The 26,018-nt window shown below is 73.6% G+C and carries 23 protein-coding genes; 12 read left to right on the plus strand and 11 right to left on the minus strand.

Translation table 11 applies throughout. The features are described from left to right. The 5 genes from ACTWQH_RS13935 to ACTWQH_RS13955 are packed head-to-tail and all read right to left on the minus strand — an operon-like array spanning position 1 to position 5,287. Positions 1–924 (minus strand): ABC transporter permease, encoded by a 924-nt coding sequence (locus ACTWQH_RS13935; RefSeq protein ID WP_443286812.1) that lies wholly within the window; start codon positions 922–924, stop codon positions 1–3. After that, positions 921–1,886 carry an ABC transporter permease gene (locus tag ACTWQH_RS13940; protein WP_443286813.1) on the minus strand — a complete coding sequence of 322 codons (966 nt, stop codon included), beginning with the start codon at positions 1,884–1,886 and terminating at the stop codon, positions 921–923. The genes ACTWQH_RS13935 and ACTWQH_RS13940 overlap by 4 nt, the downstream gene beginning before the upstream one ends. Positions 1,887–1,897: 11 nt before the next feature. Beyond that, entirely contained in the window at positions 1,898–3,454 is a 1,557-nt protein-coding gene (locus tag ACTWQH_RS13945; protein WP_443286814.1) for an ABC transporter substrate-binding protein, read from the minus strand. Next, entirely contained in the window at positions 3,447–4,409 is a 963-nt protein-coding gene (locus ACTWQH_RS13950) for an NAD-dependent epimerase/dehydratase family protein (protein WP_443286815.1), read from the minus strand. Before ACTWQH_RS13950 ends, ACTWQH_RS13945 begins: the two co-directional genes overlap by 8 nt. Continuing rightward, complete coding sequence (locus ACTWQH_RS13955; RefSeq protein ID WP_443286816.1) at positions 4,406–5,287, minus strand: SMP-30/gluconolactonase/LRE family protein; 882 nt, start codon at positions 5,285–5,287, stop codon at positions 4,406–4,408. Before ACTWQH_RS13955 ends, ACTWQH_RS13950 begins: the two co-directional genes overlap by 4 nt. Positions 5,288–5,589: 302 nt before the next feature. On the opposite strand from ACTWQH_RS13955, the gene ACTWQH_RS13960 reads away from it, so the two are divergent. Genes ACTWQH_RS13960 through ACTWQH_RS13975 form a run of 4 tightly spaced genes read left to right on the plus strand, consistent with a single transcriptional unit; the run spans position 5,590 to position 10,119 of the window. After that, complete coding sequence (locus ACTWQH_RS13960; protein WP_443286817.1) at positions 5,590–6,822, plus strand: ROK family transcriptional regulator; 1,233 nt, start codon at positions 5,590–5,592, stop codon at positions 6,820–6,822. Continuing rightward, a complete protein-coding gene (locus ACTWQH_RS13965) occupies positions 6,819–7,940 on the plus strand; it encodes a mandelate racemase/muconate lactonizing enzyme family protein (RefSeq protein WP_443286818.1) in 1,122 nt (373 codons plus the stop codon). Before ACTWQH_RS13960 ends, ACTWQH_RS13965 begins: the two co-directional genes overlap by 4 nt. Next, positions 7,937–9,172 (plus strand): SDR family oxidoreductase, encoded by a 1,236-nt coding sequence (locus ACTWQH_RS13970; RefSeq protein WP_443286819.1) that lies wholly within the window; start codon positions 7,937–7,939, stop codon positions 9,170–9,172. The genes ACTWQH_RS13965 and ACTWQH_RS13970 overlap by 4 nt, the downstream gene beginning before the upstream one ends. Further along, on the plus strand, positions 9,169–10,119 hold the full coding sequence (locus ACTWQH_RS13975; RefSeq protein ID WP_443286820.1) for a dihydrodipicolinate synthase family protein: 951 nt from the start codon (positions 9,169–9,171) through the stop codon (positions 10,117–10,119). The genes ACTWQH_RS13970 and ACTWQH_RS13975 overlap by 4 nt, the downstream gene beginning before the upstream one ends. On the opposite strand, the gene ACTWQH_RS13980 is transcribed toward ACTWQH_RS13975, so the two are convergent. Further along, the gene (locus ACTWQH_RS13980) at positions 10,088–11,122 is read right to left on the minus strand and encodes a hypothetical protein (protein ID WP_443286821.1); all 1,035 of its coding nucleotides are present in this window, start codon (positions 11,120–11,122) and stop codon (positions 10,088–10,090) included. The two genes, ACTWQH_RS13975 and ACTWQH_RS13980, sit on opposite strands and share 32 nt — an antisense overlap. A 324-nt stretch (positions 11,123–11,446) precedes the next feature. On the opposite strand from ACTWQH_RS13980, the gene ACTWQH_RS13985 reads away from it, so the two are divergent. Then, positions 11,447–12,604: an ROK family protein gene (locus ACTWQH_RS13985; RefSeq protein WP_443286822.1), complete on the plus strand. Its 1,158-nt coding sequence runs from the start codon at positions 11,447–11,449 to the stop codon at positions 12,602–12,604. Between the two features lie 12 nt (positions 12,605–12,616). On the opposite strand, the gene ACTWQH_RS13990 is transcribed toward ACTWQH_RS13985, so the two are convergent. After that, the gene (locus ACTWQH_RS13990; RefSeq protein WP_443286823.1) at positions 12,617–12,742 is read right to left on the minus strand and encodes a hypothetical protein; all 126 of its coding nucleotides are present in this window, start codon (positions 12,740–12,742) and stop codon (positions 12,617–12,619) included. Positions 12,743–12,794: 52 nt separating this feature from the next. Here ACTWQH_RS13990 and ACTWQH_RS13995 point away from each other — a divergent pair, with 52 nt between their 5' ends. Then, the gene (locus tag ACTWQH_RS13995) at positions 12,795–13,475 is read left to right on the plus strand and encodes a GntR family transcriptional regulator (protein ID WP_443286824.1); all 681 of its coding nucleotides are present in this window, start codon (positions 12,795–12,797) and stop codon (positions 13,473–13,475) included. Here the strand turns inward: ACTWQH_RS13995 and ACTWQH_RS14000 are convergent. Next, entirely contained in the window at positions 13,464–14,882 is a 1,419-nt protein-coding gene (locus ACTWQH_RS14000) for an aldehyde dehydrogenase family protein (protein WP_443286825.1), read from the minus strand. The genes ACTWQH_RS13995 and ACTWQH_RS14000 overlap by 12 nt on opposite strands. A gap of 82 nt (positions 14,883–14,964) precedes the next feature. Here ACTWQH_RS14000 and ACTWQH_RS14005 point away from each other — a divergent pair, with 82 nt between their 5' ends. Continuing rightward, complete coding sequence (locus ACTWQH_RS14005; RefSeq protein ID WP_443286826.1) at positions 14,965–15,576, plus strand: bifunctional 4-hydroxy-2-oxoglutarate aldolase/2-dehydro-3-deoxy-phosphogluconate aldolase; 612 nt, start codon at positions 14,965–14,967, stop codon at positions 15,574–15,576. Positions 15,577–15,635: 59 nt separating this feature from the next. On the opposite strand, the gene ACTWQH_RS14010 is transcribed toward ACTWQH_RS14005, so the two are convergent. The 3 genes from ACTWQH_RS14010 to ACTWQH_RS14020 all read right to left on the minus strand — a co-directional run bounded on the left by ACTWQH_RS14010 (position 15,636) and on the right by ACTWQH_RS14020 (position 18,199). Continuing rightward, entirely contained in the window at positions 15,636–16,487 is an 852-nt protein-coding gene (locus tag ACTWQH_RS14010) for a helix-turn-helix domain-containing protein (RefSeq protein WP_443286827.1), read from the minus strand. Between the two features lie 200 nt (positions 16,488–16,687). Beyond that, on the minus strand, positions 16,688–17,527 hold the full coding sequence (locus ACTWQH_RS14015) for an SAM-dependent methyltransferase (RefSeq protein WP_443286828.1): 840 nt from the start codon (positions 17,525–17,527) through the stop codon (positions 16,688–16,690). 141 nt (positions 17,528–17,668) lie between these two features. Then, positions 17,669–18,199, minus strand: coding sequence for a DinB family protein (locus tag ACTWQH_RS14020; RefSeq protein WP_443286829.1), 531 nt, complete (start codon positions 18,197–18,199; stop codon positions 17,669–17,671). Positions 18,200–18,394: 195 nt separating this feature from the next. Here ACTWQH_RS14020 and ACTWQH_RS14025 point away from each other — a divergent pair, with 195 nt between their 5' ends. The 5 genes from ACTWQH_RS14025 to ACTWQH_RS14045 all read left to right on the plus strand — a co-directional run bounded on the left by ACTWQH_RS14025 (position 18,395) and on the right by ACTWQH_RS14045 (position 25,998). Continuing rightward, on the plus strand, positions 18,395–21,610 hold the full coding sequence (locus tag ACTWQH_RS14025) for an amidohydrolase family protein (protein ID WP_443286830.1): 3,216 nt from the start codon (positions 18,395–18,397) through the stop codon (positions 21,608–21,610). A gap of 150 nt (positions 21,611–21,760) precedes the next feature. Beyond that, positions 21,761–22,783 (plus strand): LacI family DNA-binding transcriptional regulator, encoded by a 1,023-nt coding sequence (locus ACTWQH_RS14030; RefSeq protein ID WP_443286831.1) that lies wholly within the window; start codon positions 21,761–21,763, stop codon positions 22,781–22,783. Positions 22,784–22,912: 129 nt separating this feature from the next. After that, positions 22,913–24,166 carry a sugar ABC transporter substrate-binding protein gene (locus ACTWQH_RS14035; protein ID WP_443286832.1) on the plus strand — a complete coding sequence of 418 codons (1,254 nt, stop codon included), beginning with the start codon at positions 22,913–22,915 and terminating at the stop codon, positions 24,164–24,166. A 24-nt stretch (positions 24,167–24,190) separates the two neighbouring features. Beyond that, positions 24,191–25,156: a carbohydrate ABC transporter permease gene (locus ACTWQH_RS14040; protein WP_443286833.1), complete on the plus strand. Its 966-nt coding sequence runs from the start codon at positions 24,191–24,193 to the stop codon at positions 25,154–25,156. Next, on the plus strand, positions 25,153–25,998 hold the full coding sequence (locus ACTWQH_RS14045) for a carbohydrate ABC transporter permease (RefSeq protein WP_443286834.1): 846 nt from the start codon (positions 25,153–25,155) through the stop codon (positions 25,996–25,998). The genes ACTWQH_RS14040 and ACTWQH_RS14045 overlap by 4 nt, the downstream gene beginning before the upstream one ends. Positions 25,999–26,018: the final 20 nt, after the last annotated feature.

Below are 26,018 nucleotides of genomic sequence, written 5' to 3' on the forward strand. Positions count from 1 at the left end.
TCAGCCCCGGCGCAGGGCCGTGTTGAGTGCGTCGGCCAGCAGGTTGAGGCCGATGACGAGGCCGGTGAGCACGGCGATCGGCGCCAGCACGTACGTCTGCTGCTGCGCGAGGAATGGCAGCGCCTTCTCGATCATGCTGCCGAGCGACGGGTCGGGGGGCTGGATGCCGAAGCCGAGGATGCTCATGCCGCCCTCCAGGAAGACGGCTCCGGCCGCCGCCATCACGAAGTTGACGACGAGCGCGTCGAGGGCGTTGGGCAGGATGTGGCGGAAGAGGATGGCGGAGCGCGAGGCGCCGACGGCCCGGGCGCCCAGGACGTACTCCCGTTCCCGTTCGGTGAGGACGGCGGTGCGGGTGAGGCGGGCGGTGACCGGGATGCCGTTGATGACGATGACGATGAGGACGGTGGAGAAGCCGGCGCCGAGGAACGCGGCGAGCGCGGCGCCCAGGATCACCGTGGGAAACGCCATCTTCACGTCCAGGAGGCGCTGGATGAGGGTGTCGGCGGCCGGGTGGGTGGTGGCCAGCAGGCCGAGCGCGACGCCGATGGCCTTGCTCAGCGGCACGGCCAGCACGATGATGATCACGTCCAGCCGGATGCCGTACAGCAGGCGGGAGAACACGTCGCGGCCGAGCTCGTCGGTGCCGAACCAGTGGTCGGCGGAGGGGCCCTGGAGGGAGGCGCCGGACTCCTGGTAGAGCGGGTCGTCGGGGGCGATGAGGGGGGCGAGCAGGCCGGCGGCGATGATCAGGGAGACGATGACCAGGCCGATGGCCCCCGCGGGGGTGCGCAGCGCGCGCGTCCAGCGGCGGGTGCTCCTCTTCTCCTTGCCCGACGCCTCGCCGCTCGCCTCGCCGCTCGTCTCGCCGCCCGGCTCGTCGTCCGGCTCCTGCCGCTCCTTCCACACGCTCGTGTCGGTCATGTCGGCGCTCCCTCCAGGCGGACGCGCGGGTCGAGCGCCACGTGGATCAGGTCGGTGATCACCTGCACGGCGATGAAGACGACGACGAAGTAGACCACGAGGTCCTGGACGATGAGGTAGTCCTGGTCGTCGACGGCGTTGGCGAGCACCTGGCCCAGGCCGGGCCAGGCGAAGATCGCCTCGATGACGACGGCGCCGCCCAGCAGGTGGCCGATGCGCACGCCCAGCACGGTGACGACGGGCGGCAGCGCGGCGGGCAGCGCGTGGCGCCACAGCGCGCGCCGTGCCGACACGCCCTTGGCCAGCGCCGTCTGCACGTACTCCTCGTCGAGCTGGCGGCGTAGCTCGGTCTCCAGGAAGCGCCCCACCACCGCGCCCGAGTGCAGGCCGAGCGCGATGGCGGGCATGAGGAGGTACTGGATGCCGATCTCGGGGTCGGCGAGCAGCGGCTCGCGTCCGCCGGCGGGCAGCACGCGATAGGTGATGGCGAGGAGGAGGATGAGGAGGATGCCGACGACGTACTCGGGCATCCCGAAGATCACGGCGTTGACGACGCGGGTGAGCGCCAGGGAGGTGCGGCGGCGCGCGGTGGCGCCCGCGATGCCGAGAGCCAGGCCGGTGAGGATGGTGACCAGCAGGCTGCCGAGGGTGAGTTCGAGGGTGGGGCCGATGGTGTTGCCGAAGGTGTCGGAGATCGGGGCGCCGGAGATGTAGGACTCGCCGAGGTCGCCGGTGGCCAGGCCGCTGGCCCAGTTCCAGTACTGCACGGCGAGCGGGTCGTTCAGCCCCATGCGCTCCTCCAGCTCGGCCACCGCCGCCGGGTCGGCCTGCTCGCCGAGGATCGTGCCTGCCGGGCTGCCGGGCAGCAGGGTCGTCATCAGGAAGACGACGACCGAGGCGAGCACGATGGTGACCAGGGCCGCGGGGAGGCGGCGCAGCAGGAACGCCGTGATGCCGGCCATGTGTACTCCTCTTACTCCAGCGTCGCGTCGGCGAGGAGCAGTTCGTCCCACACGGAGTAGTCCCACTGCTTGACGCCGAGGGTGACCGTGGTGTTGGTGCCCTGCACCAGGTCGCAGCAGAACGCCTCTTCCAGCAGGAACTCCGTCAGCGCGTCGTACGCCGTGCGCTGCTCCTGCTCGCTCTCCGCTCGCAGCGCGTCCTCGGCGAGCGTCTCGTACTCGGGTGAGGAGAAGTTGAAGAGGTTGTCGGTGACCCGGTAGGGCGCGGCGGAGAAGATGAGGTTGGTGGGGGTGAGGGCGCTGTAGCCGTGCTGCGCGATGTACAGGCCCTCGTAGGTGTAGTCGCGGTTGTACTCGTCGATCTGCGCGGCGGTGAGCACCTGGATGCTGGGGCGCAGACCCGCCTCGCGGAGGTTGAACTCGACGATCTCGGCGACCTGGCTGGTTGCCCCCGCCGTCTGGAGCTTCACCTCGGCGCCGTCGGCACCCGCGTCGCGGAGCATCTGCTTGGCCCGGTCCAGGTCGCGGGCGTAGCGGTTGCCGAGTTCCTCGTTGTAGGCGGGGCTGGTGGCGGACCACGGGCTGGCGGTGGCGTTGGCCTGGCCGAGGTAGACGTCCTGCTTGATGCGCTCACGGTCGATGGCGTAGTGGATCGCCTGGCGGACGCTCTTGTCCGACAGCAGCTCGACGTTGACGTTGGCCCCGAGGTAGATGCCGCCGCTGTAGTTCTCGTACGGCGTGGCGGTGAAGCGGTCGTCGCCCTCGATCTGGCGGAGGTCCTGCGGGGTGAGGCCGGTGGCGAGGTGAAGCTGGCCCGAGCGGAGGGCCGACATCCGGGCCTCGGGCCGGGTCATGATCCGCACCAGGATGCTGTCCAGGCGCGGCCGGCCGGCGTCCCAGTAGTCCTCGTAGCGATTCAGACGCAGGCTGACGCCCTGCTGGTACTCGCCGAAGGTGAAGGGGCCGGTGCCGATGATGCCGTTGGCCAGCGACAGCGCGTCCGAGGTGGTCTCCCGGTCGAACACGACCATCAGCGACAGCATGTCGAAGAGGTTGTTGACCGGCTCGGTGAGCGCCAGCCGCACGGTGCGGCGGTCGGTCACGTCGATGCTGTCGAGCATGTTGACCAGCCAGGCGAAGGCGAACGGCGGCTGCGCCTCGCGCAGGAACTCCAGCGTGAACTTCACGTCCTCGGCCTCGAAGGCGCGGCCCGAGTGCCAGGTCACGCCGTCCCGCAGGGTGAGGGTGGTGACCCTGCCGCCCTCGCTGTCGGTCCACTCGGTGGCAAGGCGCGGCTGGACCTCGCGGGTGGTGCGGTCCAGGCGTATCAGGGTGTCGAAGACCTGCATCCGCCAGGTGGCGTTCTGCGCGGACTGGTTCATGCCGTTCTGGGCGATCAGGTCGGACGCCTGGGCCACGACGAGCTCGCCGCCCGGGCCGCCCCCGCCGCCTTCGTTCTCCTGGTCGACGGCGGACTCGCACGCGCTCGCGCCGAACAGCGCCGCCGTGCCGGCCGCGCCCCAGCGCAAAACGTTCCTCCGGCTGGCCGTGCGAAGTATGTCAGGCATGGCTGGTGATCTCCGTGTCGTGGTGCGGGTCGTGGTGCGAGTGGTGGTGCGGGTTCTCGTGCGCGTCGCGGGCGCCCCGCGGCGTGTGCTCGTCGCGCCAGCTGCGGCGGGGCCGCCAGCCGAGCAGCCGCTCGGCCCGGTCCAGGGCCCACACGGCGGCGTTGCCCGGGATGGGGCGGCGCAGCTCGGTGGCCGGGTGGTGGGTGCGCAGCAACTCCTCGGTGGGCAGCTCGCTGAGCGTGTCGGCCGCCGCCACGCCGATGACCTCGCAGCCGAGGCCGGGCGCGGTGAGCGCCGCGCGGCAGGCGGAGACGGCGTCGTCGAGGTGGAGGTAGGTCCACAGCGCCCGCTTGGCGCTGGCCGGGTCGGCCGCCACGCCGGCGACGCGGCGCCGCATCCGCTCGCCGGAGACGACGGCCGGCATGCGCAGCACGGCGACGGACAGGCCGTGGGCGCGGTGCATCATGGCGGCGGTGGCCTCGTCGGCCTGCTTGCTCAGCCCGTAGGGGTCGGCGGGGCGCAGCGGGTGGTCCTCATCCAGCGGCGCGTAGCCGGGGGAGACCTCCTCCGGGGCCCAGAAGATGCCGTACGCCGAGCCGCTGGAGGCGAGCACGGCGCGGCGTACGCCGTGGGCCGCGGCGGCGCCCAGAACGCCGAAGGTGACGCTGGTGTTGTGGCTGAAGACGACCTCGGGCCGGTGGCGGCGGGGGTCGCGGATGGCGGCCAGGTGCACGACCTGACCGATGCGTTCGGCGGCGAACAGCGCGGCCACGGCGTGCGGGTCGGCCAGCTCGGTACGGCGCCAGCGCACGCCTGTCGGCAGGCCGTCGGGCGGGCGGGAGCGGTCGGCGGCGACGACGGGCAGGCCGTCGGCGGCGAGCGAGGCGACGAGGGCGCTGCCGAGCACCCCGGCGGCGCCGGTCACGAGGATGCCGGTCTGGCGCCGCGGGCTCATCCGGCCCACTCCCCGGGCGGGCGGCCGGTGGTGCCGGTGGCGCGGGTTCCGACGGCGAAGATGCCGCCGGCGTATGGCTGTTCACGCGGGTCGCCGTCCTCGGGGCGGGCGCTGGCGGTGGTGACGAAGAGGGTGTCCAGGCCGGGGCCGCCGAAGGCGAGGCTGGTGACGCGCTTGACGGGGATCTCCACGGTGCGGTCCAGGCGGCCCTCGGGCGTGTAGCGGCGTATGGCCCAGCCCTCCCACAGGGCGGTCCACACGCAGCCGTCGGCGTCGACGGTCAGTCCGTCGGGGCGGCCGCGGTCGACGTCGGCCAGGCGGCGCCGTCGGGTGATGGCGCCGGTGGCCGGGTCGTGGTCGAAGGCGTCGATGCCGCCGGTGGGGCTGTCGTTGTAGTACAGGGTGCGGCCGTCGGGGCTCCAGTCGAGGCCGTTGGAGGTGGTGACGCCCGTGAGCATCCGGTGCACGCCGCGGTCGGGATCGAGCCGGTAGAGCGCCCCCGAGCCGGGAGTCCCTCCGCAACTCCCGGCCCAGAGGCGGCCGGTCGCGTCGCAGCCGCCGTCGTTCAGACGCCCGCCGTCCCGAGCGACCGCCACGGTCGCGACCGGTTCGCGGGCCCCGCCGTCCTCGTCGCACGCGACCAGGCTGGCCTCGGTCGCCACCACGAGTCCGCCGCCGGCCCGCAGCAGCACCGCGCCGACCCGCCCGCCCATCTCCACGTGCGTGTCCCGCCCCGTCGACGGGTCGAACGCGTGGACTTCCCCCAGGCGTACGTCCACCCAGCGCAACACGCCACTCGGGCCTCTCGCGTCCCACACCGGACCCTCCGCGATGCGGGTGCGGGCGTCGAGTGCGAGGTCAACGAGGTCAACGGCCATGCCGCGCACCGCCTCCTAGCGGTTCGGTCCGGCTGTGTCGGCTGGGTTGGTGCGTAGGTGGGTGGGGGGTCCGGCTGTCGGCTGCGGATTGACTCGGAGTTAATTCAGCCATGAAGATAATGAGGTGACAGGGCGTCGTCAAGGCGTTGAACCACAGGCGGTCCGTCACGGCGTGGCCGGGCGGGACCTGGCGTGGCCGCGGCGGCACCGGCGTTGACGCACGGGCGGCCTGATATTATTTTCTATACACAACTTATCTGCACAGGCTTATCCGGCTGTGGGGACTGGCTGGGAGTTCTTCCGTGAGGTCACATGACGTGCGGCGCCGCAACACGGCGGCCTTCGTGCGTGCGTTGGCCTCCTTCGGCCCCAAACCCCGCGGCGAGCTGGCCGCCATGCTCTCCGTCAGCCCCGGCACCGTGACCCGTATCGCCGCCGAGCTCTCCGCCGCCGGCGTGCTCCAGGAGCTGCCCAGCCAGCCCTCCTCCGACGTCGGGCGGCGCCGCGTCCCCGTCCAGCTGCGCGCCGACGGATACGCCGCCCTCGGCGTCCACATCGGCCTGCTGCAGACCACCATCGGCCTGGTCGGCCTGAGCGGCGCCGTCATCGGCGACCCGCTCGAAGTGCCCCACACCAGCGACTGCCGCCCCGGCGAGGTGCTCCGCGAGGCGGCGCGCGGCGCCGCGCGCCTGACGGGCGGTCACCCGGTCCGCGTCATCGGCACCGGCCTGTGCGCGGGCGGAGAGATCGCCGACGGCACCACGCGCTTCCACCGCATCGACACCCTCGGCTGGCGCGACGTCGACGTGGCCGCGCTCGCCGACGGGCGGCTCCCCGAGCCGCTGCTCGCCGACAGCACCCACCGCGCCCTCGCCCGCGCGGAGATGCGCTTCGGCGCCGCGCGCGGCGAGACCGACTTCGTCCACCTCTTCATCGGCAACGTCATCGGCGCCGGCGTCGTCCTCGGACCGGGCCGGCGCCGCGCCCCCGGGGACGCGCCGCCCTCCCAGCCCTCGCCGCGCCTGGCCGACGTCGCGCACCTGCCGCTGTCCCGCTCCGCGCTCGGCACCTGCGCCTGCGGGCGCCCCGCCTGCCTGACCTCGGTCGCCGGCGACCAGGCGGTCTGCGACCGCGCCACCCGCGAGGGCTTCCCCGCCACCCGCACCCTCACCAGACTCCACCGGCGGGCCCGCGAGGGCGACCGGGCCGCGGACTACCTGCTGCGCGACCGCGCCCGCGCCGTCGGCGAGGCCGTCGCCATGCTCTTCGAACTCCTCGCACCCAGCCGCGTCTTCGTCTCCGGCAGCCCGCTGGCCGTGCCCGGCCACCTGGCGGAGATCCGCGGCGAGGCGGCGCGGCGTTCGCAGGTGCGCATGGACGTGGAGCGGGTGATCGTGCCCAGCGCGCTCAACCGGCACGCCCGCGTGCTGTCCGCCGCGACCGCCGTGCTGGAGCGCTTCTACGACGACCCGGTCGGCGTCCTGGCCGCCGCGCGGCCCGCGCCTTCCCCATCCGGATCCGGAGGTACCGCATGAGCTGGCGCATCACCGACGTCCGACTCCGCCGTTTCGTGGCCACCCCCCGCTCCACCTGGATGTTCCTGGAGACCGAGACCGAGAACGGCACGACGGGCATCGGAGAGTGCTCCGACAGCGGCCAGCCGGGCCGGGTGCCGTACGCCGTCAAGCGGCTCGCGGAACGCGTTCGCGGCAGCGACGCGCTGGCGGACCGGGAGGAGCTGTGCGCCCGGCTGCGCCGGGAGTGCGCGGAACTCGCCGATCCCAAGGAGCGGTTCATGCAGCGCACCGTCATCGGCGGCCTCGACATGGCGCTCGCCGACATCGCGGCGCGTGCCGAGGGCGTGCCGCTGTGGCGGTGGCTGGGCGCCGAGCCGCGCGAGCGGGTGCCGGTCTACGCCAACATCAACCGCAGCGGGGGGCGGCGCCGCCCCGAGGCCTTCGCGGCGAAGGCGGCGGCGGCCGTCGCCGACGGCCACGAGCGGGTGAAGGTGGCGCCCTTCGACGGCCCGCCGCTGCCCGGCCGCACGATCGTCGAGACGGGCATCGCGATCGCCGCCGCCATCCGCGAGGCCATCGGCGGCGGGCCGGCGTTGATGATCGACGTCCACCACAAGCTCGACCGCGACGAGCTGGCGGCGGCGCTGCCGCGCCTGGACGAGCTGGGCATCGCCTGGCTGGAGGACGCGGTGGACGTCACCGACCCGGAGGCCGTGCGCTGGCTGGCCGCCCGCACCAAGGCGCCGCTCGCGGGGGGCGAGACGCTGCACACCCCCGAGCAGATCGACGCGGCCCTGTCCACGGGCCTGCTGCGGGTGCTGCTCCTGGACCCCAAGTACACGGCGGGCCCCACGCGGCTCGCCCGCCTCGCGGAGCGGGTGCGGGGCGTGGACGTGACCTACCACAACCCCTGCGGCCCCATCAGCACGGCGGTGTGCGCCCATCTCGCGGGCCTCCACCCGGAGTTCACGCTCCTGGAGTGGATGTACGGCGAGGACGTCGACCGCCCGCCGGTCGTCGACCCGCCGGAGCACGTCAGCGCCGCCCACCTGACGGTCCCGACGGGCCCGGGTCTCGGCGTACGCCTTGCCCCGGGGCTGCGCTGCCTGCCGGAGGACGGCGAGGAGGGGCGATGAGCGCCGTGGGGGAGCGGAGCGCCGCCGCCGGTCCCGTGGCGGCGGCCGCGAGCAGGCCGCCGGGCGCCGGGGACCTGCCGTGGACTTCCGGCGGCTCGCGGGCGTCGGCCGACGCCGCGCAGGCGGGACCTCCGACGGCGCCGGAGAGGGCCGACCGCGGCGGCTCTGCCGCCTCCCGCACCGCCATCGCGGCGGGTGCGCGGGGCGTTGCCGGGCAGGCCGGGGATGCGGTGCGCCCTGGTGGCTCACCTCGCCCGTCGGCGAACGGCCGGTCGCGGGCGGCCGCGACGGGCGGCGGCTCCGCCGCCCGGGGCGTGGCCGGTGACGCCGCCGCTCGTGCCGCCGGCGAGCCCGCCCCGGGCGACGCCGACGTCCCGCACACGGCCATCGTCACGGGGGCGCGTGGCGGCATCGGGCGGGCCGTGGTCGCCCGGCTCGTCGGCCGGGGCATACACGTCGTCGCGGTGGACGCGGCGCCGCCGCCCGAAGCCGACGCCGACGCCGAAGCCGACGCCGCCGTGGGTGCCCGCGGCCTCGGCGTCAGGGCCTACGCCGCCGCCGACGCGGCACGTCACGCGGTCCCCGGCGCGCCCGGCGGCCGGTTCGCCGACGCCGCCGAGCCCGCCGCCGGCTCCTCCGCCCGCGTCACCGCCGTCACCGCCGTCACAGGCGATATCACCGACGAGGACACCCTCGCCGCCGCATTCAACGCCGCGCCGACGCCCGTCACCTCGCTGGTGACCTGTGCGTTCACCGAGGAGCGGGCCTCGCTGCGCGAGGTCACGCGCGACGGGTTCGCGCGGACGCTCGACGTGTTGCTGACCGCGAGCTGGCAGTGGGGTGCCGCGCTTCGCGAGCGGGCAGCGGGCAGGCCCGCGGCCATCGTGCACGTCGCCAGCGTGCAGGCGTTCGGCGCCATCGAGGACAACGGCCCCTATGCCAGCGCCAAGGCGGGCCTGGTCGCGCTGACGCGCGCCATGGCCGTCGAGTGGGGACCCGACGCCATCCGGTGCAACGCGCTCGCGCCCGCGTTCGTCGCCGTGCCGCGCAACGCGGGCGTCTGGCAGGACCCTGCGCGCCTGGCGCGGATCGAGGCGCGGTACCCGCTGCGCCGCTCGCCGACCGCCGAGGACGTGGCCGCCGCCGCGTGCTTCCTGCTGTCGCCCGACGCCGCCGCGATCACCGGCGTGTGCCTGCCGGTGGACGGCGGCCTGCTCGCCGCGCTGCCGTGACCGCCGACGTCATGGCCCTCCGGGGCGTCAGCCCGGTGCTGCCCACCCCGTTCGCGCCGGACGGCGCGCTGGACCGGCGCTCCTTCGCCCGCGTCGCCGAGCACGCCTGGGGGCTGGGCGTCGCATCCGTGATGTATCCCGGCTTCGCGTCGGAGTATCGCTCCCTCAGCGAGGCGGAACGCCGGGCCCAGCTCGCCGACCTGGTGCGGGCGGCGCCGCCCGGCCGCCTCGTCATCGGTGCCGTCTCCGACCACGCCACGCGCGTCGCCGCCGAACGGGCCCGCGACTACGCCGAGCTGGGGGCCGGCGCGCTGAACATCCTCCCGCCGCACCTGGGCGATCCCCCGCGCGCGGCCGTGCTCGACCACCTCGCGGCCGTGCTGGAGGCCGCCGCGCCGCTGCCGGTCATCGTCCAGTACGTGCCGCGCGAGACCGGCACCGAGCTCACACCCGAGGAACTGGCCGCGCTCGCCCGCGAACGTGCCAACCTCGCCGCCGTCAAAGTGGAGTGCCGCCGGCCCGGGGCGTATATACGCCGTCTGCGCGAGCTCGGCCTGCCCGCCCTCGTCGGCAACGCCGGGATCGACCTGCCCGAGGCGCTGGACGCCGGGGCCGTCGGCGTGCAGCCCGGCGGCGGATTCACCGACCTCTACACGGCGTTGTGGAGCCAGTGGGGCGACGGGGGGCAGCGGCGCGGCGCCGCTCTCGCGCTGCACCGCCGCCTCGCCCGCCACCTGGAGCGCTGGTGGCCCCGGCACGGCTGGACGCTCGCCATGGCCAAGGCCATCGCATGGCGCCGCGGGCTCATCGCGAGCCCTCACTGCCGCGCGCCGGGCCCCAGCGTGCCCGCCGACCCGGGCGATGCGCACGTCGCCGAAGCCGACCGCTTCATCGCCGAGTTCGGGCTGCCCCCGCTCAATTCGACTGGCCCTCGGACATCAGCTTGAGGTCCTGGTACGCCTGGCCGTCGGGCGAGGGCGGATCGTTCAGCCAGTCCGAGCGCGCGTCGAAGAACTCCATCTCGATCACGCCGAGCGCTGCCAGCTCGTCCATCACGCCCCGCACACCCTCGATACACGCCGCCCGGTGCTCGTCGGTGCCGCGCGCGTCCGTGCCGCCCGTGGTGTTGAGGTCGCACCCGTACTCCGCGATGAGGATCGGCTTGGAGGCGAAGTTCTGCTGGGTCGTGGAGTTGTCCACCAGCCACTGGGTGCGGCTGAGCATCTTCTCGGCCAGGCGTTCTGGCGCCTCGTCCTTTCGGATGTACGGATCGTGGCCGACGATGTCGACCACGTCGTTGCCGGGCCACAGCTCGGCATACAGCGACCGCCACTGCTCGTATCCCTGGAGCACCCAGACGAGCTTGACGTTGTCGGCGCCGACGCGCTCGCGCGAGTCGGCCACCCGCTGCCACAGGCCCCGGAAGTCGGCGGTCGTGAAGCCCGAACCGGCGGTGTTGACCACCTTGTTCTCCGGCTCGATCTCGATGGACAGCCAGCAGTCGGGGCCGCAGTGGTTCTTCAGGTCGGTCATGACCTGGTCGATGGTGTCGTCGTACGCCCCCGAGGCGGTGTACGCCCAGTCCTCGCCCGCGGGGCGGGGTTTCCAGGAGATGTGCAGGGGCTGGCCGCTCTCCGCCGCGGCGATCTCCTGGTCGGTCATCGGGGGCGGGTCCTCCGGCGCGTGGTAGTTGCGCCAGTGACCGGCGAAGTTGCCGTAGGTCTCCTCGGCCGCCTCCATGCGCGCCAGCCAGCCCTCGGGTTCGGTGTTGTCGCCGGGGTGGTGGTTGCGCCAGTGGCCGAGTTCGGGGAGGGGCGCCTGGCTCGTCGCCGGGCCCGGCGCGGCGTCTAACGCCGCTTCCGAGCCCGCCGAGGGCGTGGCTCCGCCTCCCAGCACGGCGACCACGACGGCCACGACGGCCGCCGCCCTCGTCCGTGGATGGGTCCGCATCGTCTCTGCTCTCCTCCCAGTGGATGGATTAGCTTCAGAGGGGAGATAATCTGATTATTACCTTCACAGTGAAGTTAATGCCTCCGACCGGCCACGGGTGTGCGGCCGACCCGTGCCGTGGTCCGGCTCCGCCCCTGTTGAGGTGTGGTTGACGTCGGCCGTCGGAGTCTGATTAATTTCACTCAGCAGAAATGTCTCGCTACCCGAGGCAACACAAAGCAACATCACGCAACACCCCGCAGCCAGACGGATGGCCGAGAAAGGACGGGTGGCATGCGGAACAGGAGCGCAGTCTCGCCTGCACGCGCGGCGACGACTCCGGACGTGCGGCGTCACAACGTGGCCGCGCTGCTGCGCGTGTTGCTGGAGAGCGGACCGACGCCCCGGATCGACCTCGCGCGCCGCCTGGCGCTGAGCTCCGGGGCGACGACCCGGATCACCGCCGACCTCACCCGCGCCGGGGTCCTGGAGGAACTGCCCTCCGTGCCCTCCCACGAGGCCGGGCGCCCGCGCGTGCCGCTCGACCTGGCCGCCGGCCGCTTCCACGCCGTCGGCATCCACGTCGGCCTGCGCCGCACCACCATCGGCCTGGTCGACCTGCGCGGCCGCCTGGTGGGGGAGACCGTGCGCATCCCGCACGACGGCCAGCTCGACCCCGCCGTCGTCGTCGGCGAGGCCGGCGACCACGTGGCCCGGCTGGTCAAGGGCACCTCGGCCCGCATCATCGGCACCGGCTTCGCGACCGGCGGCCGGGTCGACTCCACCACCGGCACCATCCGCGAACACGACGTGCTGGGCTGGGTCGACGCCGACATCCCCGCCCTGGCCGCCGACCGCTTCCCCGGCCTGCTCCTCGTCGAGTCCACCCAACGCGCCCTGTGCCGGGCCGAGATGTGGTTCGGCGCCGACCGCGAGCTGCGCGACTTCGTGCTGCTCTTCGTCGGCAACGCCATCGGCGCCGGCATCGTCATCGGCCGCAGCCTCCACCACGGCCAGGGCGACGGCGCCGGCCAGATAGCCCACCTGCCGCTCTCACGCCCCGCCCAGATGCCCTGCGAGTGCGGGCGCAACGGCTGCCTCATGTCCGTCGCCGGCGACCGCGCCGTGCTCTACCGCGCCGTCCGCGAGGGGCTGCTGGCGGAGGGCCAGACCGTCCACGACCTCGTCGCCCTGGCCGACGCCGGGGACGCCGTCGCCGACTACCTCCTGCGCGACCGCGCCCGCGCACTCGGCGAGGCCGTCGCCATCGTCATCGACCTCCTCACGCCCGACCAGGTCATCCTCTTCGGCACCCCGCTGCTGGCCCCCGCCCACCTCGCCGAGATCCGCGCCGAGGCGCTGCGCTGGGCCGGCCGCGACGTCGACGTCGAGGCCATGATCCGGCCCAGCACCCTCGGCGACAGCGCCCCCGTCGTCTCCGCCGCCACCTGCGTCCTCGACCGCTTCTACGCCGACCCCTTCGCCCACCTCAACCCGGCGTAGCGGGCCGGCGGTTCAGCCGTTCATGGCGGTCAGCAGCACCGACAGGTCGTCCACCATCTCCTCCTCGGTCAGCGCCCGGGTGCTGAAGTCGCCCGCGTCGAAGAAGCCGCTGCCGTAATCGTCCGCCTCGTAGAGCATCGAGCCCGCGTCACAACACGCCCTGTAGATACATAATGTAGAATCCGCTGCCATGCTCGAGCTCGACTCCCTCCCGCCGCTGGCCCCCGCCGGCAGCCTCGTCGACCGCATCCACGAGGCCCTGGGCACCGCCATCCTCAGCGGCGGGCTCGACCCGGGCACCCGGCTGCGCGAGATCCCGCTCGCCAAGCACTTCGGCGTCTCCACCACCCCCCTCCGCGAGGCCCTGCGCCGCCTCGACTTCGAGGGGCTGATCGACCTTCACCCCCGGCGCGGCGCCGTCGTCGTCGACCTCGACCCCGCCACCGTGGCCCAGCTGTACGAGATCCGCGCCATCCTGGAGACCGGCGCCGTCCGCCGCGCCGCCGAGGCGGGGCCCCGGGAGGCGGACCTGGCCCCGCTGCGGGCGCTGATGACTGAGGCGAGCCACGTGCTCCACGAGCCGACCCAGGTGGCGTTCAACCAGATCGACGTGCGGCTGCACCGCGCCCTCAACGAGCTGTCCGGCAACCCGGAGCTCGCCGCCCTCGCCGAGCGCACCCACCGCCGCATCCAGGCCGTCCGCGTCCGCTGCGCCGTCCACCTCCCCGGCCGCCCCGCGCTCTCCCACGCCCAGCACCAGGCCGTCATCGACGCGGTGCGCGACGGCGACCCCGACCGGGCCGAGACCGCCGTGCGCGAGCACGTCGAGTCGGTCAAGTCCAGCGTCCTCCAGGTGCTCTCACGCGCCTGACTCCGACGCCCGACGACCCGGCACCACGGCCACCGACTGGTGCGCCAGGAACGGCGCGAGCCCCACGGCGCCCCCCTCGTAGCCGATCCCGCTGTCGCCCCGCCCCCCGAAGGGCACCTCGGGCGTGGCCGGCGTCGCGATGTTGACCCCCGCGATCCCCACGTCCATCCGCGCCAGCAGATCCGCCCCCGACGTCGCGTCCCCGGTGCACACATACGCCGCCAGCCCATGCGCCGTCCCGTCCGCGTCCGCCAGCGGCTCCGCGACGTCGGCGAAGGAACGCACCATCGCCACCGGCCCGAAGATCTCCCGCCGCCACTCCGGCGCCGCCGCCGGCGGGTCGATCACCAGCGTCGGCGGCACCCACGCCCCCGGCCCGCCCGGCGCCTCCCCCCGGTGCACCTGCGCCCCCGCGTCCGCCAGCGCGCCCACGGCCGCCTCCAGGCGCACCGCCTCCTCGCGCGTCCGCACGGGCCCCAGCGCGCTGCCCTCGTCCAGCGGGTCGCCCACGACCAGCGCCGAGACCCGCTTCCGCAGCCGTGCCAGGAACGCCTCGCGCACCGTCTCGTGGACCCACACGTTGTTCGCGGCGATGCACGAGGCGCCGTTGTTGCGGAACTTCGCCACCATCAGCGTGTCGGCGGCGTGGTCGACGTCCGCGTCCGGCAGCACCAGGAACGGCGCCCGCCCGCCCAGTTCCATCACCACCGGCGTCAGCGCCGCGCCCGCCTCTCGCGCGAGGGCCCGTCCGGCCGCGGTCGAGCCGGTGAAGTGCAGCAGCCGCACCCGCCGGTCGGCCAGCCACGCCCCCACCACGACCGGCCCGTCCCCGGCGACCGTGGCCAGCAGCCCCTCGGGCAGCTCGGACCGGCACAGCTCGGCGAACGCCCGGCTGGACAGCAGCGACAGCTCCGAGGGCTTGAAGACGACGCCGCACCCGGCCGCCAGCGCGGGCGCGATCTTCCGCGCCGGGATGGAGACCGGGAAGTTCCACGGCGTCACCACGGCGGCCACGCCCACCGGTTCGCCGCGCACCAGGTGGCGTATGCCCTCGCGCACCGCCAGCGCCCGGTCGGCGAGCGTGGCGTGCGCCAGGTCGGCGTAGTAGTCGAAGTAGTCGGCGGAGAGGGCGAGTTCGGCCAGCGCCTCGCGGTGGCACTTGCCCGTCTCGCGGGCCACGGTCTCGGCCAGGCCCCGGCCCTCCTCGGACCGCAGCCGGGCGGCGATCGCGCGCAGCCGGGCCGAACGCCGGGGGACCGGCAGCCCGCGCCAGGACGCCATGGCCCCGGCCGCCGCCTCGACGGCCGTCGCCGCGTCCCGCTCGGTTCCGGCGGCGACGCGCGCCATCTCCTTGCCGGTGGCCGGCTCCACCACGGCGAAGGCCTCGCCGCTCCTCACGTTGGCCATCCCTGCGGCCATTCCTGCCCTCCCATCCGAGCGTGCGGACAATGCATAATGCGTAAGATTCCAGAGATCGGGAGGATGCGCCATGCCGTTGCCGGACGTCCTGATCATCTACCGGGGCCTCACACCCGACGCGGTGTGCGAGGCCACCGAGGCGCTGCTGGGGGAGGGCCTGACCGCCTTCGAGGTCACGCTCGACACCCCGAACGCCCTCGACGCCATCGCCGCGCTCGCCGACCGCTTCGCCGACTCCGTCCACGTGGGCGCGGGCACGGTCCGTGCCGTGGCCGACGTGAAGAACGCCGCCGCCGCGGGCGCCACCTTCCTGCTCTCCCCCCACCTCGACCCGGACGTGGTCGCCGCGACCAAGGACGCCGGACTCACCTCCGTGCCCGGGGCGTTCACCCCCACCGAGGCGGTCCGGGCGCGCGCCGCCGGGGCGGACCTCGTCAAGATCTTCCCCATCGGGCCCGTCGGCGCCTCCTACATACGCCAGCTCCGCCAGCCCCTCCCCGACATCCCGCTGCTGGCCACGGGCGGCGTCACCGCCGCCCTCGGCCGCCAGTGCCTGCGCGCCGGCTGCGCGGGCGTCGGCGTCGGCGTCGGCCTCATCGACCCCACCGCCGTCAGCGAACGCCACTGGCCCAGCCTGGCCGCCAGCGCCCGCCGCTACCTCGCCGTCCTCCGGCAGGGCTGACAGCGCTCGCCCGCCTCACGCCTCCCGCTCCTCTCGCCCCCCGCCCCCCGCCAGCCGGGCTACGTCTCCCGCATCATCCGGTGCAGCAACTCCCTGCTCGGGCCCGGCTCTTCCGCCTGCACCGCCAGCTGGTTCATCAGGTGCAGGTACCGCTCGACCTCCGCCGGCCGCGTCGGATACACGGCGTTGGTCAGCTGCTCCAGGAACACCACGTCCGGGAAGGCGCCGCCCGGCAGCCGCACGATGCTGACGGGCCCGCCCGCCGCCGCGTGCCCGCCGGCGTGAAACGGCATCACCTGGATCGTCACGTGCGGCAGCTCGCTCATCGCCACGAGGTGCGCGAGTTGCCGGCGCAGCGTGGCCAGGCCGCCGACCGGCCGCCGCAGCGCCGCCTCGTCGATCACCGCCCACAGCCGGGCCGGACGCTCCCTGTGCAGGATCCGCTGCCGCGCCAGCCGCAGCTCCGTGCGCCGCGCCACCCGGCGTTCCCACCCCGGGGCCGCGAACCCCTCGCGGATCCGGCCGAGGCGTATGACGGCACGCGCGTAGTCGGCGGTCTGGAGCAGGCCCGGCACGAACTGCACCTCGTACCCCCGGATCACCCTCGCCGCCTGCTCCACCCCCAGATACGTCTCGAACCACGACGGCACCACGTCGGCGTACGCCTGCCACCACACCGGCACGTTGGCCTGCTCCGCGAGGGCCAGCAGCGTGGCCCGCTCCGCCTCGTCGGTGACGCCGTACCCCGTCAGCAGGTCCGCCACGTCGCGCGCCTTGCACCCCGTGCGGCCGCGCTCCAGGCGGCTCATCTTCGACTCCGAGGCCCGGATCGCCCAGGCCGCCTCCGCCCGGCTCATGCCGCACGCCTCCCGCAGCTCCCGCAGCCGCGCCCCCAGTATGAGCCTGGGCACCGCGGGCCCCGCACCCGCGCCCGCCCCTGCGCTCGCTCCGGTGTCGGTCCGCCGGCGTTCGGTGGTCCCGGCGGAAGTACGGCTCGTCGCCTCGATGGCTCCCATGTCTCAACTGCCTGCCTGTGTGTGCGGGTGGTGCGGGTGGTGCGGGGTGCTTCGGGGTGCTTCGGGTGGCGCGAGCGGCTGGCTGTGACGCGCGGTCAGGGCTTGCGGCCCACCGCGCAGAGCACGTCCACGTCGGCGGGCTCGCCGAACGCCGCCGCCTCGGGCCGCCAGCGGCTGCACATGACGAACCCGGGCTCGACCAGCTCGAGCCCGTCGAAGAAGCGTCTGATCTGTGCGCCCGGCCGCAGCTTGTAGGGGATGGCGCCGGTGTCGTCGTATCCCTGCTGGGCCTCCTCGAACGCCGGGCTGAAGTCGCGGGTCCCGTCGTAGAGCGCCAGGTAGCTCCCGGAGGGCAGCGGCGCCAGCAGCCGCCCCGCGATCGACAGCGCCTCGTCGTCGTCGGAGACGTGCCCCATGATGCCCATCAGCATCAACGCCACGGGCCGGCCGAAGTCCAGCCGCTCGCCGACCTGGGCGAGAACGCGCTCCGGCTCGCGCACGTCGGCGTCGATGTAGTGCGTGGCGCCCTCGGGGGTGGAGGTCAGCAGCGCGCGGGCGTGCGTGAGCACCAGCGGATCGTTGTCCACGTACACGACGTGGGCGTCGGGGGCGACGCGCTGCGCCACCTCGTGGGTGTTGTCGACGGTCGGCAGGCCGGTGCCGATGTCGAGGAACTGCCGGATGCCCGCCTCGCCCGCCAGGAAGCGCACGGCCCGCGTCAGGAACACCCGGGAGGCGCGGGCCGCGTCGATGATGCCGGGGAACGCCGCCACGTACGCGTCGCCCGCCTCCCGGTCGACGGCGTAGTTGTCGCGCCCGCCCAGCCAGTAGTTGTAGATGCGGGCCGAGTGCGGCACCGAGGTGTCGATCTCGACGGGCGCCTCCCCGCCTGATCCGCCCGATCCGTCCGCGACGACGACGCCATCCTCGGTCACCGGTCAACTCCCCTCGGTAGCTCGCCCTCCCAACGTAAGCCGCCGAGGCGTAACCCACAAGCGACCCTGGGTTGACAGGGCAACCGACTGGTCAACCAACTGGTCAACCGAATGGTCAGCCGCCAGGTCAGACGCCGGTGACTACCCGTCCACCCCGGTCGCCCCGTCGATCTGCTCGCGCAGGATGTCGGCGTGCCCCGCGTGCCGCGCCGTCTCCTCGATCATGTGGACGTAGATCCAGCGCAGCGAGACCCGGCCAAGCCGCGGGTGCGGCACGGACTCGTCGAGGGCGGAACCGGCCGCGATGCGGCGCGACTCCTCGCACGCGCGCTCGTACTCCGCCACCAGCGCCGGCACCGTCTCGTCCTCGCCCAGCTCCCAGCTGTCCTCCCGGCCCCCGACGTGCCCACCGATCTCGGCGTCCGAACGCCCCGCCCACCGCCGCTGGAACCAGCCGCGCTCCACGCCCGTCGCGTGCTTCACCAGCCCCGCCAGCGTCGTCATCGACGGCACCAGCCGCCGCCGGGCGTCCGCCTCGGACAGCCCCGACGCCTTGCGGACGAGCACCCCCCGGTAGAAGTCGAGAAACGCCTCCAGCACCTCGCGCTCGCCGCCCGTGCCGGCCAACTCGTCGGGCGCGAGCGGCGGATCGGGCTGTGGTTCGACCGACATGCCGACGATCGTAGAACGCCCCGCGCCGCGCCGCCGCTTCGCCCCTCTCGACACCGTCGTCTCCAGACCGTCCTCTCCAGGCCGTCCTTAAGGCCGCCTAACGCCGCCCTCCCCGGAATTCTCGTGCGCCGGATCGGGCCGTAGATTCGGCCGAAACCAAAGCTTCGATCACGTTTGATCAAAGGGGACATGGCGATGGAGCTTTCACGGAGAACACTCATCCGCCGCAGCGGTCAGGCGGCGGCCGGTGCCGGAGCCCTGTGGGTGGGCGGCTCGTTAGCCGGCCTCGCCTCCGATGCCTCGGACGCCACCGAGGCCACCGAAGGCGACACCCGGAGCATCACCGTCAGCGAGGCCACCAACGCCTCCGCCGCCCTCTCCCCGGACGGCCGGACCATCGTTCTCGACCTCCTCAACCTGCTGTGGACCCTCCCCGCCCGGGGCGGCGAAGCCAGCCGCCTGACCGGCATCGACCAGGAGGCGTCCGAGCCCGACTTCTCACCCGACGGCCGCCACGTGGTCTACCAGTCCTACGCCGACGGCAACTTCCACCTCTGGCTCGCGAACGCCGATGGCACAGGAGCCCGGCAGCTCACCGAGGGCAGCGCCGACCACCGCGAGCCCCGCTTCTCCCCGGACGGCAGGCGGATCGCCTACGCGGCCGAGACGGACGGGCGCTACGCCATCCACGTGCTCGACCTCGACACCGGCGAGAGCGGGATCTGGGCTCCCGGCACGGACGCCACCGCCGAGGCCACCACCCAGGAGGCGCAGCCCTTCTGGCACCCCGACGGCGACGCCATCGTCTTCACCAGCGGCCAGGGCGACGCCCCGCAGAGCATCGTGAGGGCCGACGCCGACGGCACCCGCACCACGCTCGTCACCGTCACCGAGGGCCGCGTCGCGGGCCCGTCGCTCTCACCCGACGGCGCGAGGCTGGCGTACGTCCACCTCACCTCCTCGGCCGCCAACCTCGTCGTGGACGGGGAGACCATCTCCGACGACGGCGAGGAGGTCTTCCCCTTCGCCGCGCGCTGGGCCGCCGGCGACGAGGTGCTCTACACGGCCGACGGGAAGATCCGGCGGCGCACACTGACGGCCACCTCCGGCGCCAACCCCGGCGCCAACCCCGGCGCCACCCCCGGCGCCGCCGCCGTCGCGGACGTCCCCTTCACCGCCCACATCACCGTGCCGCGCGTCCCCGAGCGGCCGGCCGCGCGGGACTTCGACTCCACCGCGCCGCGCCCGGTCAAGGGCATCCTCAGCCCGTCGCTGTCGCCCGACGGCCGCCGGATCGCCTTCGCCGCGCTCGGCGACATCTGGGTCGGCCGCATCGGCTCCACGCCCAGGGCCGTTGTCTCCGACGGGAACGTCAACGGCGACCCCGCCTGGCACCCCGACGGGACCAGCCTGGTGTACGTCAGCGACCGCGGCGGCGGCGCCTCCGACCTGTGGATCCACGACCTCGACAGCGGCGAGGACCGGCGCCTGACTGACCTTCAGGGCCAGGTGTCCGCACCGGTCTTCAGCCCCGACGGCACGACCGTCGCCTTCAGCTTCTGGTCCGCGTACGTGTACACCGTCGACGTCGCCTCCGGCGCCGTGCGCGAAGTGAACCTGGTGTCCAGCGGGATCGGAAGGACCACCTTCTCCGCCGACGGCACCAAGCTGTCCTGCGCCGCCCTGGTGCCCGCCACGCCCCGCTACCGGGAGGGCGTCAACCGCGTCCTGACCATCGACCTCGCCAGCGGCGAGACCCACTACGACGAGCCGGCGCCGGGAAGGTCCCTCGCCAACCGCATCGACGCCGGCCCCGTCCACTCTCCCGACGGCCGGCACACCGCGTACGTCGTCGGCGGCACCCTGCACCTCAGCGCCCTCGACGCCGCCGGGCGGCCGACCGGCCCCGCCCGTCAGCTGAACGCCGAGACCGCCGACTCCCCGAGCTGGAGCGCCGACTCCCGCTCCCTGCTCTACCTCTCCGACGGCCGGCTGCGCCTCGCCGACGCGCGCACCGGCCGCGCCACTACGGTCCGGACCGGGCTGACCTGGCGCCAGGCCCGGCCCACCGGCCGCACCGTCGTGCAGGTGGGGGCGCTGTGGGACGGCACCGGCGAGTCCCTGCGGCAGGACGTGGACATCGTCATCGAGGGCAACCGGATCGAGCAGGTCGTGGCGCGCGGCGCCGTCGCCGGCGACCGCACCGTCGACGCCCGCGACCTGACGGCGATGCCCGGCATGATCGCCCTCCACGAACACGCCCCCTGGCAGCGGGCCGAGACCATGCGGCTGTGGCTGGCGTTCGGCGTGACCACGCTGCGCTCGCCCGGCGGCGCGCACTACGCGTCGGTCGAGGCCAAGGAGGCCATCGACTCCGGACGCCGCACGGGCCCCCGCCTCTTCGTCGGCGGCGACGCGCTCGAAGGCACCCGCACCTACTACGGCGTCGGACGCCCCACGACGAGCGAGGAGGAGGTGGAGCGCGAGGTGGCCAAGGCGGCGGCGCTCGGCCACGACCTGCTCAAGACCTACGTGCGGCTGCCGTACGCCCTCCAGCGCGCGGGCGTTCAGGCGGCCCACCGCGCCGGACTGCCCGTCACCTCCCACTATCTCTTCGGCCCGCTCGGCTTCGGCGCCGACGGCGTGGAACACATCGGCGGCACCAGCCGCTACGGCCGCCGCCAGAAGGAGACCCACCTCGGCCACACCTACCAGGACGTGACCGAGCCGCTCGCCGCCTCCGGCATGGTCTTCACGCCGACGCTCGCCCTGTCCGGCGCCGGCCTGTCCAGCACCGGCCCCGCGCTGTACCGGCACGCTCAGTGGGCGGTCGACGACCCGCGGCTGACCTCGCTGATGAGCGCGGCGGAGTACCAGCAGTTCAGCACGGCCGTGGCCGACGCGCAGGCGACCGAGCCGACCGACGCGCTGGCGTTCGCCGCCCGGCAGGGCGCGACGATGCGCGCGCTGCTGCAGGCCGGGGCGCGGGTGGGGGCCGGCACCGACAGCCCGCTGGTGCCGCAGGCCATCTACTACCACCTGAACCTCCAGATGATGGTGCGGTACGGCGCCAGCCCGTACCTGACGCTGCGCGCCGCCACGGTGACGGGCGCGCGGGCGGTCGGCATGAGCGGCCACCTGGGCACGGTGGAGCCGGGCAGGCTCGCCGACCTGGTGCTGGTGGAGGGCGACCCGCTGAGCGACATCAACGCCGCCGCCGCGGTACGCCAGGTGGTGTGCGGCGGAGTCGTGCACACGGTGGACGAGCTGGTGGCCGGGGGGTCGTCACCGGAGGCGCGGGCCGCCGCCGCCACGACCACGACCACGTGGGCCGAGCCCGTGCCGCGAGGTCCGGCCCGCGAACGGTACTGGTGGCACCGCGAGGAGCATGCGCACGACACCTGCTGCTGACCCGCTGCTGAGAGCCCCGGGCCCGGCCGGTCTCAGGACGTTTCCCCCAGCGTCTTGAGGCGGGCCGGGCCCCGGTGCTAGCGTCCCTCCCCAATCGAACCGGTTCGACGAGCGGTCCGGGCGGCGCGGTGAGGTGGAGGCGGAGGCGGCATGGTGACCATCGGCGACGTGGCACGGGCCGCCGGCGTCTCCCGTTCCACGGTCTCCTACGCCCTCTCCGGCAAGCGCGCGATCTCCGACGAGACGCGGCGGCGCATCGACGACGCCATCCGGAACCTCGGCTTCACCCCGCACGCCGGGGCCCAGGCGCTGGCCACCTCCCGGACCAAGGTCGTCGGCCTCATGCTCCGCTTCCACGAGGACGAGTTCGCCCCGGCGATGCTCCAGTACGTGCTGCCGGTCTCCGACACCGCCCGCGAGCTCGGCTACGACATCCTCATGGTCACCGACGCCGACGGCGCCGCCGCGCTGCGCAGGATCACCGGCGCGGGCAAGGTCGACGGCCTGGTGCTCCTCGACGTGACCCACGACGACCCGCGGGTGGCGGCGCTGCGCGGGGCCCGGGAGCCGGGCGTGCTCATCGGCCTGCCCTCCGACACCGAGGGCGTGGACGTCTTCGACCTGGACTTCGCCGCGGCGGCCCGCACCCTCGTGAACCACCTCCATGCGCTCGGGCACCGCGAGACCATCCTCGTCACGCCGCCCGAGGACGTCTTCTCCCGCGGCGCGCCCTACAGCTGGCGCTTCCGCGACGCCGTGGTGGGGCACGCGCGGACGCTGGGCATGACGGTCCACGCGCACTACGGCGAGGCGCGGCAGCCGGGGATCGCGCACAGCCTGCACGCGATCCTCGACGCCCACCCCGGGGCGACGGCAATGGTCGTGCACAACGACGGCTCGGTCGCGGCGTTGCCCATGGTGCTGCACGAGCACGGCGTGCGCGTGCCGCACGACCTGTCCGTCGTCAGCCTCTACTCGCACGACTTCGGCCGGACGTTCGCACTGCCCTACACCGCTGTGGAGACCTCGCCCGACGAACTCGGACGGCTCGCCGTGGACCTGCTGGTGCGGCGGATGGCCGGGGGCCGGGCGGAGGGCGAACGCCTCGGCCCGCCCGGGGTGAACCTCATCCCGCCACGCCTGACCGACCGGGGCAGCACCGGCCCGGCGTAGGGCAAGGCACGACACAACAAGAGACACCACCAGAGTCACGCTGGACGGCACGCGCCCACTTGTCGAACCGGTTCGACAGTTCGACGGCCAGCACTGCATTCATACCGGCGTTCAGAGAGGAACACGGCCATGGCAGGGACGAGAACGACAAGCACCGCGGCGGCCATCGCGATGACCGCCCTGGTCGCCGTGGGAGCGACCGCCTGCGGCGGCTCCGGCTCCGGCGGCGACGCGGACAGCGGCACGTACACCTTCTGGGACCCCTACCCGCAGTTCGACGAGGGCTCCGAGTGGGCCCGCCTGGTCAGCGACTGCGGCGAACGCGCCGGCGTCACCGTCGAGCGCACCGCCTACGACACCTCCGACCTCGCCAACCGCGCGCTGCTGGCCGGCCAGCAGGGCAACTCTCCCGACGTCATGCTCGTCGACAACCCCGTGGTCTCCACCCTCGCCGAGGCCGGCATCCTCAACACGACCGAGGACCTGGACCTGGACACCTCCGGCTACGAGCAGAACATCCTCGCCGCCGGCCAGGTGGGCGGCGACACCTTCGGCGTCCCGATCGGCGCCAACACCCTGGCCCTCTACTACAACGCCGAGGTGCTCGACGACGCGGGCGTGGACCCCGCCTCCGTCACCGACTGGGACTCCCTGACCGCCGCCCTCGAACAGGTCACGGACGCCGGCCACAAGGGCATCACCTTCTCCGCCATCGGCACCGAGGAGGGCACCTTCCAGTTCCTGCCGTGGTTCTGGGGCGCCGGCGCCGACCTGCGCGAGATCGACTCCGACGCCGCCGTGGCCGCCGTGGCCCTGTGGCAGGACTGGCTCGACCGCGGCTTCGCGCCCAACTCGGTCATCAACAACACCCAGACCACGAGCTGGCAGGAGTTCGCCACCGGCGACTACGCCTTCGCCGAGAACGGCACCTGGCAGCTGGCCAACGCCGAGGACGCCGGCTTCGACTACGGCGTCATCACCATCCCCGCCCGCGACGGCGGCGCCGCCCCCGTCCCGACCGGCGGCGAGTTCCTCACCGTCCCCGTCCAGACCGACAGCGCCCGCTACGACGTCTCCACCCGCATCGTCAACTGCCTCACCCGCGAGGACAACCTCCTGGCCACCGACACCACCCTCTCCTACATAGCCCCCGTCGCCGCCGTGCAGGACCGGCAGCGGACGGACGACGCCGCGCTCGAGCCGTGGGTCGAGGCCGTCGGCTCCGCCAAGGGGCGCACCAGCGACGACCTCGGCACGGACTACCCGGTCATCTCCGAACAGCTCTGGACCGCGGTCAACAGCGCCCTGTCGGGCGCGCAGGACGCGCGGGGCGCGCTCGGCGCCGCGCAGGAGGCGGCCGCCGCGGACACCGCAGGCGAGTAGACCGGAACAGCCGGAGTGACCGACATGGCCAGCGCACCCACCGTCAGCAAGCGCGGCGCGCCACCCGCCGCCCCGCCCGCCGGGCCGCGGGGCCGGCGGCGGCGCCACCTGCCGCCCCAGGCCGTCGCCTGGTGCTTCCTCGCCCCGCTCGTCCTCTACCTCCTGGCGTTCTACGCCTACCCCCTCTACCGCAACGTCGAGCTGTCCCTGAAGGACTACACGGTGGCGTCGTTCGTCCAGAACAACGCCCCCTTCGTCGGACTCGACAACTACGCCGAGATCCTCGACAGCCCCACCTTCGGCCCGGCCCTGCGCAACACCCTCCTCTTCACCTTCGTCTCCCTCGCCTTCCAGTACGCCATCGGCCTGGCACTGGCGGTCTTCTTCCACCAGCACTTCCGCCTGTCCGCCACCCTCCGCGCCCTCTTCCTCGTCCCCTGGCTGCTGCCGCTGATCGTCTCCGCCTCCACCTGGTCGTGGATGCTCAACAGCGAGTCCGGCGTGGTCAACGCCGCGCTGGAGGCGTTCGGCATCGGCCAGATCAACTGGCTGACCTCCCCCGACTGGTCGCTGGCCGCCGTCACCCTCGCCAACATCTGGATCGGCATCCCGTTCAACCTGGTGATCCTCTACAGCGGCCTGCAGACCATCCCCGCCGAACTCCACGAGGCCGCCGCGCTCGACGGCGCCACCGCCTGGCAGAGGTTCTGGCGCATCACCTTCCCGCTGCTGCGCCCGGTCTCCGCCATCACCCTCCTCCTCGGCCTCGTCTACACCCTGAAGGTCTTCGACATCATCTGGATCATGACCCGGGGCGGCCCCGGCGACTCCTCCACCACCCTGGCCACCTGGGCGTACGACGAGGGCTTCGGCTCCCTCGTGCCCCACTTCGGCCCGGCCGCCGCCGTCGCCAACGTCCTGATCCTTCTCGCCCTGGCCTTCGGGCTGCTGTATATCCGCACACAGCGCCGGCAGGAGGTGTGGTCATGAAGCAGATGAAGCAGATGAAGCGGAAGAAGCGGAAGACCACCCGGTGGAAGACGGCCGCCGGCCTCGCCCTGACCGCCGTGATGCTCTTCCCCGTCTACTGGATGGTCAACGTCTCCCTCACCCGCCCCGAGGACATGCGCCGGGAGACGCCGCACCTCCTGCCGCTCGACCCCACCTTCGAGGGCTACGACGCGGTGCTCCGCGACCAGCTGCCCTACCTGCGCACCAGCCTCCTCATCGGCCTGGGCACCGTCGCCCTCACCCTCGTCATCGCCGCGCCCGCCGCGTACGCCCTGGCGCGGCTCCGTCCCCGCGGCGGCGGCCTGCTCTCCTTCGTCCTCCTCGTCGCCCAGATGATCCCCGGGATCATCATGGCGATGGGCTTCTACGCCATCTTCCTCAACCTCGACATGCTCAACACCTGGTGGGGCCTGGTGATCGCCGACTCCACCATCGCGGTGCCGTTCGGGGTGCTGATCTACGCCGCGTTCATGGCCGGCATCCCCGAGGAGCTGATCGCCGCCGCCCGCATCGACGGCGCCGGGCCGTGGCGCGTCTTCCGCTCCGTGGTGCTTCCCGTCAGCCGCAACGCCACCGTCACCGTCTCGCTCTTCGCCTTCCTGTGGGCGTGGTCGGACTTCATCTTCGCCAGCACCCTCGACGGCGGCGGCGAGCAGCAGCCCATCACCCTCGGCATCTACCGCTACATCGGCAACAACAACCAGGAGTGGAACGCGATCATGGCCACCGCCGTCGTCGCCTCGATCCCCGCCGCCATCCTGCTGGTCATCGCCCAGCGCTACGTCGCCGCCGGCGTCACGGCCGGCGCCGTCAAGAACTGACACAGCATCAGAGGAGAGAG

Origin of the sequence: Streptomyces sp. 6N223 (genome assembly GCF_052246635.1) — a bacterium.
GTDB lineage: Bacteria > Actinomycetota > Actinomycetes > Streptomycetales > Streptomycetaceae > Streptomyces.